Raw genomic sequence first — 14,115 nt, forward strand, 5'->3', positions numbered from 1 at the left:
GGTAGAATATAGCCATGAGCGGACTTGTTTACAACACGGACACCCTGGACCCGATGCTGGAAGCGCTCCGGGATGCGCTGGATGACCCCTCCGAGGCGATGGCGGATCTGGGCGAGTATCTGATCAGCTCCACTCAGGACCGGATGCTGAAAGGCGAAAACCCCGACGGCAGCCCCTTTGCGCCCCGGTCCCAGACGACAATCGACCGCTACGCCAAACTGGGCCTTTCTTATGGCGCGCCGTTGAATCAATCCGGAGACATGCGGAACAGCCTCTTTTATGAGGCCAGCAAGGACGGGCTGGAATACGGCTCCAATGCCATCCAGGCCGCTGTCATGCAGTTTGGGGCTGCCACAGGCGCCTTTGGCACCGCTTCAAACGGGTCTTCAATCCCTTGGGGCGGCATCCCTGCCCGCGAGTTCATCGGCCTTTCCGATGAGGACCAGGACAATATGGTGCTTGAGCTGGAAGAGTGGCTGGAAACGGCGGCAAACAGCCGGGGTTGACCTGGCATCCCTGCCCCGCCAACCTGTCCCGAACCGCCCCCCGAACACATCCGTCCCATTGACCCGCACATAGGTGCGGGTATTTCGGCGCGCCCCCGCCTGCGACATTCGCTGGCATGGGAAACACGTATCAGACCACCGCAATTGCGATCCAATCCGAACTCCCCAGCGCCGACGGCGCCGGGGTTCCGGATTGGGTGCATCTTCTGCCCACCAAGTCCGGCCTGGTGCAAACCAACGACAGCCGGGGGCCGTACCATGTAACCGACGCAGAAAAGATCATTGCAGCCAGCTTTGACGGAGTCAGCAAGCTGCCGATCGACGTCAATCATGCGACCGATCTTGCCGCCCCGAAGGGCCTTCCCGCCCCAGCCCGCGGCTGGATCACCAGGATGCAGGCCCGTGAAGACGGCATCTGGGGCCAGGTCGAATGGACCGGCAAGGGCCGTGAACTGCTCGAAGACCGCGCCTTTGCGGGCATTTCCCCGGTTGTCGCCCTGCTGCAACCGGCCGGGCGGGAAATCGTCGCCATCCCGCGGGCGTCCCTCGTCAATCAGCCAAATCTGCGCGGGCTGACCGCGCTTAACCAGGAGAGTGAAACCATGCCGTTCCGGGAAACCGTCGCCAAGCTGCTGGGCCTTGCGGCCGATGCCAGCGAGGAGGACATCACCAAAGCGCTGAAGGCACGGAAGCCCAGCGAGAAAAGCACCGAACTGCAATCCCAGCTTGGCCAGATCGGCATTGCCCTGGGCTGCGCAGAAGATGCGGGCGCTAAAGATATTCTGACTGCCGCCCAAAGCGCCAACGCCGACACCACCGGCAAGGAAGCTCAAATCATCGCCTTGCAGTCCTCATTGAAGGGGTTGTCGGATCAAGTCAGCACCCTGCAGGAAGGCAACAAGAAAACCGCCGCCACCACTTTTGTTGACGGCGCCATTGCCGACATGCGCATGGGCGTAAAGCCGCAGCGCGACACCTTCATCACCATGCACCAGGAAAACCCGGAACGCACCGAGGCGATGATCAATGGCTTTCCCAAGGTGGAAGGCGAGCTGCTGCCGGATACGCCCCCCGGCAGCGGCACCAGCCTGGCGCTGAATGCCACCGAACTGGCGGGCAAAGCCACCGCCTACCAACTGCAGCAGGCCAAGGCCGGTTTTGAAATCAGCATCACCGAAGCGGTGCACGCTGTGCAGGAGGGCAAAGCATGATCCCGACCTTCATCCGCGGCTATGAGGCCGCCGCCGCAATCACCGGCTACCGCATCGTCAAATTTGCCGATCCGGCAAACGGCCAGACCATTGCCCTGGCGGACGGCAGCACCGCGGCGTCCCTGGGCGTTTCAGACAGCATGGGTGCCCTTGCGGGCGGCATGTGCGACGTGCACCGCGCCGGTCTGGTTCCCGTGATCCTGGGCGGTCCCGTAAGTGCCGGTGACCCGCTCACCTCTGATGCCGACGCCGCCGCCGTCCTGGCCGTGGCCACCGCTTCCACCACCCTGCGCATTGTCGGCTTTGCCGATGAACCCGGCATCGCTGGCGACACCATCATGGCCTTCCTGGCCCCTGGCCTGCTGCACGAAGCCTGATTTCCTGAAAGGACCTGACCATGGCGCCTACCCGCCCGTTTCAATCTGACCCGATCCTGACCGCCATTGCGGTCGGCTACAAAAACCCGGAGGCCTCCCGCATCGCCGATGAGGTGATGCCCCGCCATACCGTGCCCGGCGAAAAGTTCAGCTGGACTGAATACCCGGTGGAAGAGGCGTTCAACACGCCCGATGCCCGTGTCAGCCGTAAAGGCCGGGTCAACCAGCTCGAATTCGGCGGCACTCAGCGCACGTCCGAAGTGGAAGACTACGGCCTGGACGCTCCCGTACCGATTTCCGATATTGACGCCGCTGCCGCTGCCCGTGCTGCAGGCGTGTCGAACTTCGACCCCGAAGGCCATGCGGTGGAAATGGTATCCGAGACCATTGAAAACATCCGGGAAGTCCGGGTGGCCCGTACCGTCCATAATGCTGACAACTATGCGGACGGCCGCAAAACCACCCTGGCAGGCAGCGACCAGTTTTCCGACTACGCCAATTCCGACCCGATTGGCATCATCAAAACCGGGCTTGAAAAAACGCTGATCATGCCCGCCAACACGATGGTGATGGGGCGCAAAGTTTGGACGGCACTGTCTTCGCACCCGAAACTCGTCAACGCCGTCAAAGGCAACCTGACCAGCGAAGGCATTGTGACCCGCCAGCAGTTCCTTGAGCTGTTTTCCGGTGAGGGCATCAAGCGGTTGCTGATTGGCGATGCCTATTTCAACGCCGCAAAACCGAACCAGCCCGCCAACCTGCAGCGTGCCTGGGGCAACAATATCTCCCTGCTGCACATCAACAAGATGGCCACGTCTCAGGGCGGCGGCATCACCTGGGGGTTCACCGCCGAGTTCGGCGGCAAGATCGCCGGGCGTATTGAGGACAAGGACATTGGCCTGCAGGGCGGCTACCGCATCCGGCGCGGCGAGCGGGTGAAAGAGGTGATCGTCGCAAAAGACGTCGGCTACTACATCCAGAACGCAGTGGCGGCATAAGGGGGCGGTCATGAGTGAACGCAAAGCCCTATTCACACGCGCCAAGGAGCTGAAGCTGGATCTTCCCGGCAACATCTCGAACGACAACCTGAAAGCAGCCATTGCGGCTGCTGAAGGGCGCGCCGGAGGCACCACTGCACCGCCAAAGGATGATGCAGAAAAGGTCAGCGCCCGTGTTCTCAGCGAGCTGAAATACAACGGCGAAACCTACGCCCCGGATACTGAGAACGACACGGTTGAACTGACCCCGGCAGAGTTCAAGACGCTCGAAGGCCTGAAGGTCGTTCAAGCGCTGGACAGCGAGTAAACCGGCAGCGCTCCTTTGGCGCTGCCATCCCTTCCCCTTCTCCTGATCCTTTGAGGGCACCATGGCCTACACCACTCTGGGCAAGCTGGCGAAACGGTACGGCGACAGCCTGCTGATTGAGCTGACAGACCGCGCAGACGAACCGACCGGCCAGGTTGACGACACCGTGGTTGTCGGCGCCATCGAAGGCGCTGATGCGCTGATCGACGGCCATCTGCAGGGCCGCTACGTTCTGCCGCTGGGTGTGACCCCGCCGCTCATCGAGGAGCTGGCGGAAGCCATCGTTATCTACAAGCTGCACACCTACTCGCCCGAAGGCAAAATCAAGGACGAGTACAAGGACGCCAAAGAGACCCTGGACAAGATTTCCAGCGGCAGGATCCGCCTGCCCGTTGCTGGCGTCGAACCCGCAACCCAGCCCGGCAATGGCGTGCGCGTCACCGACCGCGAACGCCCGCTGACCGCCAAGAACCTGAAAGGGTTCATCTGATGCTGGATGCGATTGTCAGCCGCTTGAACGATCAGGTTCCCGCACTTTCAAACCGGGCAAAGCCTGTTGCTGACCTGGTCGAAATGATCCGGAGCAACCGCCTGCCGCAGAATGCCACCGCGACGGTCTCCCCCGCGGGCCTGAAAGGCGGCAAAGCCGAGGCGGGCACCGGGGTTTTCACCCAGGCGCTGGCCCGTGCCTATTCCGTGCTGCTGATCGCCCCCAGCCAGTCCAAGACCGGCGCCAAAGCGCTGGAAGAGGTGGACCCGCTCATTACCAGCGTTGCCTCTGCCCTGGCGGGCTGGGCGCCGGAGGCTGGCCCCGGCGTGTTTCAGGTGGACCGCGGCCGCCTGCTGTCCATCACCGGGGGCCGCCTCCTTTATGAGCTGGTTTTTTCCATCAACACCGAACTGAGGGTCACATCATGAGTAAGCCTCCCCTGCCCCAATCCGGCGGCAGCTTCATCCGCCAGCCTGACGGCAAGCTGAAGCAGGTTGAAAAGCCCGCTGCAGATCCGAAGCCGAAGGCGCCCGCCCCGGCCAAACCCGCCCGCAAGGAAAAGGAGGCATAAATGGCCGCCCCGATCTACTGGCGCGACAAGCGCATCCTGTTCAAGCTGGAAAGCACCTATGGCGACGACGCCGCCCCGACCGGCGGCGCCAATGCCATCCGAGGCTTTGATGTGACCTTCAAGCCGATGGAGGGCCAGGATCAGGACCGCGACCTGGAACAGCCCGGCATGAGTGCCAACGGCACCATCCCGACGGATATTCACGCCAAGCTGACCTTGACCGTGGACCTCAGCGCGTCCGGCGTGGCGGGCACGCCCCCGGCCTGGGGGCCGCTGCTGCGCGCCTGCGCAGTGGCTGAAACCATCACCGCGGGCACCTCCGTTGTGTACAGCCCCATCGTTGACGGCCAGGAGGCCGGGACCGTGCATATCAGCATCGGCGGCACCCGCTATGTCATGCGCGGCACCCGCGGCACTGCGGAGTTCATGCTTGATGCCCAAGCTACGCCCAAGATCAAGTTCGACCTCACCGGCCTGTTCACGCTCCCCACAGACACTGCCCCTCCTGCGGTGGATCTGGCGTCCTGGACCGAGCCGACAATTGTCAGCCACAACAACACCCCTGAATTCACCATCGGCGGCACCAGCCTGGTCATGAAGACCGCCAAGCTGGCCCTGGGCAACAAGGTTGAACCGCGGTTCCTGGTAGGTGCCGAAGACATTCTGATCACCGACAAATCAGAACTGTTTGAAACCACAGTGAACGCCATGCCGCTGGCCGATTTCAATCCGTTCCAGATGGCAATGAACATGGACCAGCCCGCCGTGGTTCTGACCCACGGCACCGAGGCCGGGAAGATCGCCACCCTCAACCTGCCGACTGCCCAGATGCAGCGGCCGGGCCTGTCGCAGTCCCAGGGCATCAAGGAATGGCCTCTGCGCCTGGTGCCCCGCGCCGCCGCCCTGAACAGCCAGTGGTCGCTGACCCTCACCTGATCCCAAAGGAGCAAACCCCAGTGTTCAATATCATCGAACGGCCCACATTTACCCGCACCGTGAAAGTCCGTGTGCCCAAAGATGACGGCGTAGACGAGCAGGACTTCAAGGCCACTTTCAACGCCATGGACGATGACGCATTCAACGGTCTCGGCATGATGGATATTGAAGGCACCAAAGAGTTCCTGCGCCAGGCTGTCGTGTCGCTGGATGACCTGACCGGGGCCGATGGCAAGCCCATTCCTTACAGCGAGGAAATCCGCGAGGCCGTTTTCAAGCTGGCTTATGCGCGGGTCGCGCTGATGGGGGCATTTCACAACGGAATGATGGGCGCTCTGCCGGGAAACTGATCTGGGCCGGGCGGGCGTGGGTGCAGGGCAAATTGTTCAGCAGCTCGCCTGCCCGGTGCGAGGAAGACGAAGACGCCGAAACCCTGGGCATCCCGAAAGAGCTGATGGCTGCAGGGCGGCCGGGCCGGACAGATCCGGAGGGCGTCTGGCGGCAAAACGCGGAAGCGGTGGAAGCCTTTCTGGACGCCGCAACCCAGTTGAACCGGATCGCCCTGGCAGACGGCCGCAGCCGCATCACCGGATTGAACTACCCCGGCGCCCAGGCCGCCTGGGCATTCAGCGGCACCGAAATGACCCCGGACCTGTTTGCCAAGGTCCAGATGATTGAAAGCGGCGTTCTGGCCGAAAGCAGCGGAAACTGATCATGCCCTTCGTCCTCTCCGGAAAAGTCTTGATGGATGCCTCCCAGGGCATCCAGGAGCTGCAGGAGCTGAAGGGGGCAAAAGACGCTGCCGGGAAATCCGCCAAAGTCCTCAGTTTTGAGGAAGCCAAGGCCGCGCGGGAAATCAAACAGCTCGGCACCGCATCCGGCGCGGCCGCAAGCCGGACGCAAGCCCTCAGCGCTGCCGAGACAGCCGTTGCCAGAGACGCTGTCACTGTCGGCGCCAGCCACCAGCTTGCAGCGGGTCAGGTCGGCAACCTCACCGCCCAGTTCAACGATATTGGTGTCATGCTGGCTGCGGGCCAGAACCCGCTTCAGCTCGCCATTCAGCAAGGCACCCAAATCACCCAGGTGTTCGGCAACTCCGGGGCGGCGAATGCGGCAAACATGATGCGCCAGGCATTGGTGCGCATGATCAGCCCACTGAACCTGATCACCATCGGCGGCATTGCTGCGGGCGCAGCGATGATCCAGTGGATGACCGGTTCTGCCGAGGCCGCCGAAACTCTGGAAGACCGGATCGAAGCGGCCGGGGATGCCATCGAGGCGTTCAGCGACAAGTCGCAAAAGACCCGCCTCAGCGTTGCTGAAATGGTCGAGGAATTCGGCTCAGCCTCCCCCGAACTGCGCCTGGTGCTGGCCGATATGGCAGCCCTGGCTAAGCTCGACGCGCAAAAGGCAATTGATGCGACCGCCGAAAGCGTCCGTAACCTGGTTCTTGAAACCTCGTTTTTTGATGAACGCAATTCCCGTGGACTGGCCCGTGATTTCCTTGGCCTGAGTTCGATGCTGTCCACGCATCGGGAATTGAGCGATGTTTTTGCCCGTAATCTGGAACTGCTGGACAGCAGCGAAGATCCTGCAAAGCGGCTGGCCGCCGCGCTGGATGTGCGGGAAATGCTGCTGGAGGCTGCTGGCGGCCTGGACGGGCTGAACGCCAGCCAGCGGGAATTCTATGAAGGCCTGGCGGCTGTCATCCGCGATCTGGAAGTCTTCGCCGGTCGCGTCCAGGCGCCCTGGCAGGAGCTTCAGGCCACCGGCAGCGAGCTATGGCAGAACCTGCAAAATTCGGCCAAGGGTTATCTGGACGAGCGTCTTAAGATCGAGACCGCCGCCCGCAACACAATTGCCCAGCTTCAGACCGAAGAGGCTTTGCAGGAGGCCATCGCAACGCACGGCGATGGCAGTTTGCAGGCCGCAGAACTGCGTCTTCAGGCAGAGCGGCGCGCTTACCAGCAGCAGGTTGAGGCGCAGGAGATTTCCGAGGAGCTGAAGGCCGAGCTGATGGCGGCCTGGGATGCTGCCAACGGGGTGGCCGATGCCGATATGGCGGGCAATATCACCCTGGCCGCAGATGAAGCCCACCGCCTGAAAACCAATCTGCTGGAAGCCCAGGGCAACGAGATCATGGGCCGCATCCGCGCGAACCCGGATTTCAACGACCCGCGCGGCGAAGGCGCAGGGGCCGGCAACCCGGATTACATTTACCGCGATCAGGGCCTGCCGGACGTGGATCTGCCTTCGAACCCGCGGAAAAAGCGGGGCGGCGGCGCCGGTCAATCCGAGAAAGAACGCAAGGCTGTCGAACGGCTGATTGCGGCTGAAACCCGGCGGCTGGATATCCTGAAAGAAACCGACCCGGTTATGCAGGAAATGATCCGGCACCGGGATGTTCTGAAGGACGCCACCGATGCAGAACGCAAGGCGGTTGAAGCCATCATCCGCAAGCGGCTGGAAGAAGAAAAGGCGCTGGAGCAAACCAAAGAGGCCGGCGAATGGCTGAAGGCTACCGGCCAGGATCTGGGCGATGCGCTGACGTCCAGCGGCGACGCGGCCGCAGACGCCTGGGACCGCGTGAAAGAAGCAATCATCCGCGCCGCCGCTGAAGCCGTGTTCTTTGGCAAGGGGCCTCTTGCCGAGCTTTTCAACATCGGCAGCGGCCTGTTTGGCGGCGGTGAAAGCTCCGGCAGCGACGGCGGGAATATCATCCTGAATGCCTTGGGTTTCGCAGACGGCACTGTTGGCATGGTCCACGGCGATGGCGGCAACCGCGACGACAAAGTGTGGGCACGGCTGTCTGCCGGTGAAAGCGTCATCACCGCCAAGGCCACCCGCCGCTACCGCCCGATCCTGCAGGCGATGAATGACGGCGTGGAAATCCCCGGCTTTGCAAGCGGAATTGTTCCCGGCGCCGCCGCCAGTGCGCCCCCGTCGGCGGCGGCCGGGCAAACCCGCCCGGCCATGACAGTCCGCCTTCTGCCTTCACCGATGTTCGAGGCGGTGGTGGAAGAACGCGCCTCGGAAATCAGCGTGGAAGTGGTCCGGGACTATGACCAAGGCCCCGCCCGCTCGACCGTGAAAGACACTCTTGAAGATCCATACAAGGTTTGATGATGGCACTGGCCTGGCCCCTCCCCCTCAGCGAGTTTTTTGACACATTGCCCATCGCCCGGATCACCTCCCGGCCGGGTGCGGCCAATACCACGTCGGAAACCCACGGCGGCGACGTGATCAAGCACCGGCTCGGCAGCCGCCTGTGGGGCGGGCGCATTGTCCTGGACAAGGACCACCACAGCGCCATTGCCGCCATCGAGGCGCGCCTGTCGCTGCTGGACGAACCCGGCGCATCCTTTCTGCTGTGGGACACCCGCCAGCCGCACCCGGCAGCCGACCCGGAAAAATTCATCCTTGGCAGCTCCGCGCCCATCATCGAAGCGCTGAACCCGAACAACCGCGAGCTGGATATCTCCGGCCTGCCTGCGGGCTACATCCTCAGCCGCGGCGACTTGCTGGGCTTCACCTATGGCGCCAATCCAACCCGCTACGCCTACCACCGCATTGCGACCGGCGCGGTGGCCTCTGGTGCCGGTGTTGCCGCAGACATCGAGGTCACCCCGTTCATCCGGCCGGGCGCCGCCCTTGGCGCCGCCATCACGCTGGGCAACCCGGTTCTGAAGGCCACCCTCACCACCGCCCAGTACGGCGAGGGCCGTTCGGCTGTGACCGAAGGCGGCTCGTTCAACTGGCTGCAGACGCTGAGGTAACCATGAGCTATTCCGCACAAGCACAGCTTCAGCTCGCAGAACGCCGCGGCACCGACGCCCGAGTCCTTCTGTGGTTTCAGGCCAGGAACCGCACCACCGGCGCCCCGGAAACCCTGGGGTTCTGGACCGGCGATGATCATCAGGAATTCCTGATCGACGGCGAGATACGCACCTACTACGGCGCGGGTGCCGTGATCGATGTTCCGCCCATCATTGCCGCGCCTGGCTTTCAGGTGCGGCAGTACCGGGTCAAGCTGCCGCCGATGCTGGACGAGGTGAAACAGCTCCTGCAGCAGTATGATCCCCGCCACGCTGAAGTGCAGATCCATTCCGCTGTCTTCGACCTGGACACCGGCAACCTGATGCCCCCCGTTAAACGCATGTTTAAGGGCGTTTTAAACGAGGCGCCGGAGGAGCTGGGCGGCAAGGGCAGACCCAGTTTCACCCAGCTTGTTCTGGTGTCGCCCGCCCGCAAGCTGACCCAGGGCCTGCCCCTGAAACGTTCAAACGCCGAACTGCAGCGCCGCAACGCCGACGACCGGGGCCGCGAATACAGCGATGTGGCCGGTGAATGGCCGGTGCCATGGGGAACCTGATGCAGAACCGGGCGGAACTCCTGCTGGATTACCTAAGCGGCATCCGGACTGCCAAGCGCGTGCTGAAGCCGTCGCAATTCGACTGCGCGTTCTTTGCGGCAGGCTGGGTGAAAGCCTGCACGGGCGTTGATCCGGCCAGCGCCTGGCGCGGCAAATACCGCAGCCTGGACGAAGGCCGCGCCATGCTGAAGGGCGCCGGCTACCGGGATCTGGACGGCCTGGCCGCGGCCCATTTGGCGGAAATCGACGGCTGGGGCGGTTCCCGGCCGGGCGACATTGCGGCTGTCAGCGAGGGCGGCCACACCGCACTGGGGATCATCGGCGGCCCGCAGATCCATGTTCTGGGCCTCAAAGGGCTGGACTACCTGCACCTTGACCGGGCGGAACGGGTGTTCCGGCCATGAAGCTGCTGTCTTATGCCCTGCTGTTCCTGCTGGTGCTGTGCCAGCCCGCCGAGGCCGCCTCGGTCGGGGCTGTCCTGGTGGCACTTGGCACCGCCTTCAAGGCCTATGTTGCCGCCAATGCAATCGCGGCCTTTGCGCTGCGGACGCTGGTTTCCACCGGCATTTCGCTGCTGCTGAAGAAGTTCCAGCAGCGCAAGCAGCGCCGCCCCGGCATTCAGACCTCGGCGACCACGACCGGCGGGACAGATCCGCAAGGCTCGGTTGTTGGCCGCTTCGCCACGGCAGGCCATCTAGTCTATCAGAACAGCCATGGCGGCAACCGGGTTTATCTGACCCATGTGATTGAACTGGGCGACCTCCCCGGCGCCAGCCTGCGCCGCCTGATCATCGACGGCGAATACTCGGAGATCGGCACCGACTGGGACCCGAACGTCGGCTACCAGATCCTGAACAAAGTCGCGGATGACGGCTGGGGATACGGCTGGATCCGGTTTTATGACGGCAGCCAACTGGCGGCAGATCCGCGCCTGGTGGCGCTGTACGGCGCGGACCCGGACCGGCCCTGGACAAATGACCATATCCTGACCGGCCTTAACTATGCGGTTCTGACCTTCTACCGCAGCGACAAGCAGTATCCGAACGGCAGGCCGCAGGTCCGCTTTGAGCTGAACGGACCGGGCTTTTATGATGTGCGCCAGGACAGCACCGCCGGGGGCAACGGACCCCAGCGCTGGGAGGATCAAACCACCTGGCAGCCCACCGAAAACCTGATGGTCATGGCCTATACCGTCATGCGCGGCATTACCCTGCCCTGCGGTTCTGTCTGGGGCGGCGGCTTTCCGGCCGGGGACATGCCTTACACCGAATGGGCGGCCGCATTGGACGCCTGCGATCTGGGCGTGGGCAGCAACAACCGGCCTCAGTTCCGCGGCGGCATGGAGATCCGCTTTGAAGAACCGCCGGCCGATTTCCTTGAGGAGATCTTTGCCGCCGCAAATGCCGAGATTGTCGAGCTGGGCGGCTATTGGTATCCGCTGGTAGGATCTGTTGACACCTATGCGGCCGACCTGACCGAAGACGATCTGCTGGTTTCAGAAGGCTGGAAGCACGATCCCTTCCCCGGTCTGGAAAAAGCCTTCAACGCCGTCACAATCACCCATCCGTCCCCCAATGCGCTTTGGAACCCGTCCGCGCCGGTCACGCTGACCCGGCCGGAATGGGAAGCGGAAGACGGCGGCGAGCGTGTCTTCGATCTGAAGCTGCCGATGGTGTTCAACACCCCGCAAGCGCGCCAGATCGGCAATGCGCTGCTGAAGGAGAACCGCCGTTTCAGGACACACCGGCTGCCGCTGCCGCCGGAGTATTCCAACCTGCGGCCTCTGCTGAAGACCCGTTTCACTTCTGGCTGGTACGGCTACAGCGGCAAGACCTTCACCATCACCGAGATGGCCTATGACCTGCTGAAGCTGAATGTCTCTGTCAGCCTGCGGGAGTGGGACCACAGCGATTTTGATCCGGACCTGGCCCTGGAAACCCCGGACCTGCCGCAGGTCACCGCGCCCATCGTCACCCAGGACGCCGGGGTGCCGGGCTTTGGCGTCTCCGGCATCGGGATCAAGGACGCAAACGGCATTGTCCGCGGCGTTGGTATCCGCGCCGTCTGGACCCCTTCCCTTGCCTTCACGGCGGACGGCGTTTCTTTCCAGGTCCGGGTCAAGGACGGCGACGACGAGCGCTTCAGCGCCAGCACCGCCGATCTGGAGCTGGGCACCTTCCGCCTGGAACCGATGCAGGGCGGCACCGAATACGAGGCCCGCGCCAAGGCCATCTCAAAGACCAGGGACACCAAGTGGACCGCCTGGCTGCCGGTCACCACGCCCGCGTTCAAGCTGCAGCCGGACATGCTGGCCGAGGAGACCTGGCAGGCAATCACCGATGATGCCACTGCCGCCGCCGCCGCGCTGGATGACCAGCTTGTCCTGGACAAGATCGCGCCGCTGGAAGGCGCGGTGCAGCGTGATCTGGAAATCCGAGATGTGCAGAATTTCCATGCCGCCGAAGCGCTGGGGGTCATCGGGGACAAAGTGCTGTGGGCGCTGACCAGGCTGTCCGAAATAGACGGGCGCATGGCAGACGCCGGGATCTATCAGGACCCGGACACCGGCACGGTGCGGATCTATGGCGTGGTTGCGGAAGCGGAACGGATCAGCGAGGCGGAAATCCGGCTGTCCGCTGCAGAATCCCGCATTTCCCTGACTGCCACAGAGGCCTACGTCAACCAGCAGGTTTCTATTGCGCTGACAGATCCAAGCCAGTTCCCGGTGTTTGAAGGGCTGCAGGTGCGGGTCAATCAGGTTGAGGCGGATCTGGACGCGGCGGAGGCGGCAATCGCTCTGAAGGCCACGCAAACCGAAGTGGACGGGATGGACGCCCGTCTGAGTTCGGCGGAAGTGGATATCGACGCCGCACAAGAGGCCATCACCCTGAAGGTGGATCAGGCGGATTTTGACGCCGCCGAAAGCCGCCTGTCCTCGGCAGAGGTGCAGATCAGCACCCTGGACGGCCCGGCAATCACCCAGACGGTAAGCGACGTGCGGACCCTGCATGATCAGCTAGGCACTCAGGATGTTGCCACCCTGGAGCAATTGCTGCTGGCTTATGAACAGCGCGAAGCCCTGAAAACCCAGATTGCCTATGCCACTCAGGACATCCGGGCGCGGGTGGATGATGACCGCAGCGCAACGGCGGCCATCACGGCATCGCTGGGCGTGGCGATTGAAAACAGCGTGGCGCTGATTGAGTCGGAAAAGCTGGTGCGCGCAGATGCGACCTCTGCCCTGTCTCAGTCCTATGAGCAGTTGAGCGGACGGGTGGAAGGCGCTGAGGGCGACCTCACTCAGGTGAACAAAGTGGACGTGTCCAGCACCTCGGCGCTGGTGCAGTCCCACCTCAACCTGGAGGGCGCCGTCAACGATCCTGATACTGGGCTGGTGGCGGCTCGTGGGGAAATCACTCAGTTGAACACCGTGGATGTGTCCAGCACCTCGGCACTGGTGCAGGCGCACATGGGGCTAGCAAGCGAGTTCGAGGGTAAAAAGACCACCATCGAAACAACCGCCAACACTGTGGATGGCGTGATGGGGGAATACACCCTGCGCATCGACAACAACGGCCATGTGGCCGGCATGGTGGTGCGGTCTGATCTGGATAACGAGGGAGAACCCGCATCCGAGGTCGCGTTTCAGGCAGACAAGTTTGCAATTGTCTCTGCGGATGGCGTGCAGAAGCGCAGCCCCTTTGTGGTCTATACTGAAGACACGGTCGTTGGCGGCATTTTGGTGCCTGCGGGCGTCTACATGCGCAAGGCGGCGATCCGCGAAGGCTCAATCGGAAATGCCCAAATTGCGGGAAGTCTGAGTTCCCCTGATTATGCGGAGGACGCAAACGGGATCCCAACCGAAGGCGTGAAGATCGACTTCAAGAACAACGCGCTGAAAGTGGCCGGCGCAGTGTTTTCCCGGCCCATGGTCCTGGCGCAGGGGTCCTTCACGGCTCCGGGGCAAATCGGCAATGGCGCCCGCTGGGCCTTTGTGAATACCGGCATCCGGGTCGGCAAACTGGACGTCTGGCAGGCGCAGCGGTTTGCCCTGGCCGCTGCCGCTTCGGTCACCACCACCGGCACTGCACCGGGCGGCATGGACCCCAACAACACATTCTGGACCCTCAATACATCGATCCAGCCCGGCGCGCGCTGGAATGGCTTCGGCGGCGCCAACCCCGATCCGGCAGCGTCTTGGAGCAAGGACCCTTCCGCGCTGGTGGATCCGCATTGGGCCAGCGGCAGCGATCAGCGGGTGTTCCTGGCAATCGATCTGGAGGCCCAGGGCGGCGTCTATTTCAACAACCCGAAAATCGAATGGACAGTGTTCCAGGTAACATAAGG

At 63.0% G+C, this 14,115-nt stretch carries 16 protein-coding genes; all 16 read left to right on the plus strand.

Translation table 11 applies throughout. The features are described 5' to 3' along the window. Positions 1-14 precede the first annotated feature (14 nt). The 16 genes from K3724_RS12210 (at position 15) to K3724_RS12285 (ending at position 14,113) form a co-directional block, all read left to right on the plus strand. A complete protein-coding gene (locus tag K3724_RS12210; protein ID WP_259985149.1) occupies positions 15-506 on the plus strand; it encodes a phage virion morphogenesis protein in 492 nt (163 codons plus the stop codon). Between the two features lie 116 nt (positions 507-622). Next, a complete protein-coding gene (locus K3724_RS12215) occupies positions 623-1,717 on the plus strand; it encodes a phage protease (protein WP_259985151.1) in 1,095 nt (364 codons plus the stop codon). Next, positions 1,714-2,094: a capsid cement protein gene (locus K3724_RS12220; protein WP_259985153.1), complete on the plus strand. Its 381-nt coding sequence runs from the start codon at positions 1,714-1,716 to the stop codon at positions 2,092-2,094. The genes K3724_RS12215 and K3724_RS12220 overlap by 4 nt, the downstream gene beginning before the upstream one ends. Positions 2,095-2,114: 20 nt before the next feature. Further along, positions 2,115-3,092, plus strand: coding sequence for a capsid protein (locus tag K3724_RS12225; protein ID WP_259985155.1), 978 nt, complete (start codon positions 2,115-2,117; stop codon positions 3,090-3,092). Positions 3,093-3,102: 10 nt separating this feature from the next. After that, positions 3,103-3,399: a hypothetical protein gene (locus tag K3724_RS12230; RefSeq protein WP_259985156.1), complete on the plus strand. Its 297-nt coding sequence runs from the start codon at positions 3,103-3,105 to the stop codon at positions 3,397-3,399. 61 nt (positions 3,400-3,460) lie between these two features. Next, on the plus strand, positions 3,461-3,889 hold the full coding sequence (locus K3724_RS12235; RefSeq protein WP_259985158.1) for a gp436 family protein: 429 nt from the start codon (positions 3,461-3,463) through the stop codon (positions 3,887-3,889). Then, positions 3,889-4,317, plus strand: a complete 429-nt coding sequence (locus tag K3724_RS12240; protein ID WP_259985160.1) for a hypothetical protein — start codon at positions 3,889-3,891, stop codon at positions 4,315-4,317. Before K3724_RS12235 ends, K3724_RS12240 begins: the two co-directional genes overlap by 1 nt. After that, positions 4,314-4,460, plus strand: coding sequence for a hypothetical protein (locus tag K3724_RS12245; protein ID WP_259985162.1), 147 nt, complete (start codon positions 4,314-4,316; stop codon positions 4,458-4,460). Before K3724_RS12240 ends, K3724_RS12245 begins: the two co-directional genes overlap by 4 nt. Next, a complete protein-coding gene (locus K3724_RS12250; protein WP_259985164.1) occupies positions 4,461-5,396 on the plus strand; it encodes a phage tail tube protein in 936 nt (311 codons plus the stop codon). A gap of 20 nt (positions 5,397-5,416) precedes the next feature. Beyond that, positions 5,417-5,746, plus strand: a complete 330-nt coding sequence (locus tag K3724_RS12255; RefSeq protein WP_259985166.1) for a hypothetical protein — start codon at positions 5,417-5,419, stop codon at positions 5,744-5,746. A gap of 20 nt (positions 5,747-5,766) precedes the next feature. After that, entirely contained in the window at positions 5,767-6,108 is a 342-nt protein-coding gene (locus K3724_RS12260; protein ID WP_259985168.1) for a DUF1799 domain-containing protein, read from the plus strand. Between the two features lie 32 nt (positions 6,109-6,140). Continuing rightward, a complete protein-coding gene (locus K3724_RS12265) occupies positions 6,141-8,519 on the plus strand; it encodes a phage tail length tape measure family protein (RefSeq protein WP_259985170.1) in 2,379 nt (792 codons plus the stop codon). Then, on the plus strand, positions 8,519-9,172 hold the full coding sequence (locus K3724_RS12270; RefSeq protein WP_259985172.1) for a hypothetical protein: 654 nt from the start codon (positions 8,519-8,521) through the stop codon (positions 9,170-9,172). Before K3724_RS12265 ends, K3724_RS12270 begins: the two co-directional genes overlap by 1 nt. Before the next feature lie 2 nt (positions 9,173-9,174). Continuing rightward, positions 9,175-9,768, plus strand: coding sequence for a hypothetical protein (locus K3724_RS12275; RefSeq protein WP_259985173.1), 594 nt, complete (start codon positions 9,175-9,177; stop codon positions 9,766-9,768). Then, positions 9,756-10,172, plus strand: coding sequence for a DUF6950 family protein (locus tag K3724_RS12280; RefSeq protein ID WP_259985174.1), 417 nt, complete (start codon positions 9,756-9,758; stop codon positions 10,170-10,172). Before K3724_RS12275 ends, K3724_RS12280 begins: the two co-directional genes overlap by 13 nt. Further along, complete coding sequence (locus K3724_RS12285; protein WP_259985175.1) at positions 10,169-14,113, plus strand: DUF1983 domain-containing protein; 3,945 nt, start codon at positions 10,169-10,171, stop codon at positions 14,111-14,113. Before K3724_RS12280 ends, K3724_RS12285 begins: the two co-directional genes overlap by 4 nt. The last annotated feature ends 2 nt before the right edge of the window (positions 14,114-14,115 follow it).

Source organism: Leisingera sp. M658 (assembly GCF_025144145.1).
Taxonomy (GTDB): Bacteria; Pseudomonadota; Alphaproteobacteria; order Rhodobacterales; family Rhodobacteraceae; genus Leisingera.

Bases quoted from the DNA above. Each gene is read 5' to 3' on its own strand.
- K3724_RS12275 (WP_259985173.1), top strand. From the start codon at position 9,175: ATGAGCTATTCCGCACAAGCACAGCTTCAGCTCGCAGAACGCCGCGGC.
- K3724_RS12285 (WP_259985175.1), top strand. From the start codon at position 10,169: ATGAAGCTGCTGTCTTATGCCCTGCTGTTCCTGCTGGTGCTGTGCCAG.
- K3724_RS12225 (WP_259985155.1), top strand. From the start codon at position 2,115: ATGGCGCCTACCCGCCCGTTTCAATCTGACCCGATCCTGACCGCCATT.
- K3724_RS12230 (WP_259985156.1), top strand. From the start codon at position 3,103: ATGAGTGAACGCAAAGCCCTATTCACACGCGCCAAGGAGCTGAAGCTG.
- K3724_RS12240 (WP_259985160.1), top strand. From the start codon at position 3,889: ATGCTGGATGCGATTGTCAGCCGCTTGAACGATCAGGTTCCCGCACTT.
- K3724_RS12250 (WP_259985164.1), top strand. From the start codon at position 4,461: ATGGCCGCCCCGATCTACTGGCGCGACAAGCGCATCCTGTTCAAGCTG.
- K3724_RS12245 (WP_259985162.1), top strand. From the start codon at position 4,314: ATGAGTAAGCCTCCCCTGCCCCAATCCGGCGGCAGCTTCATCCGCCAG.
- K3724_RS12215 (WP_259985151.1), top strand. From the start codon at position 623: ATGGGAAACACGTATCAGACCACCGCAATTGCGATCCAATCCGAACTC.
- K3724_RS12220 (WP_259985153.1), top strand. From the start codon at position 1,714: ATGATCCCGACCTTCATCCGCGGCTATGAGGCCGCCGCCGCAATCACC.
- K3724_RS12280 (WP_259985174.1), top strand. From the start codon at position 9,756: ATGGGGAACCTGATGCAGAACCGGGCGGAACTCCTGCTGGATTACCTA.
- K3724_RS12235 (WP_259985158.1), top strand. From the start codon at position 3,461: ATGGCCTACACCACTCTGGGCAAGCTGGCGAAACGGTACGGCGACAGC.
- K3724_RS12265 (WP_259985170.1), top strand. From the start codon at position 6,141: ATGGATGCCTCCCAGGGCATCCAGGAGCTGCAGGAGCTGAAGGGGGCA.
- K3724_RS12270 (WP_259985172.1), top strand. From the start codon at position 8,519: ATGATGGCACTGGCCTGGCCCCTCCCCCTCAGCGAGTTTTTTGACACA.
- K3724_RS12210 (WP_259985149.1), top strand. From the start codon at position 15: ATGAGCGGACTTGTTTACAACACGGACACCCTGGACCCGATGCTGGAA.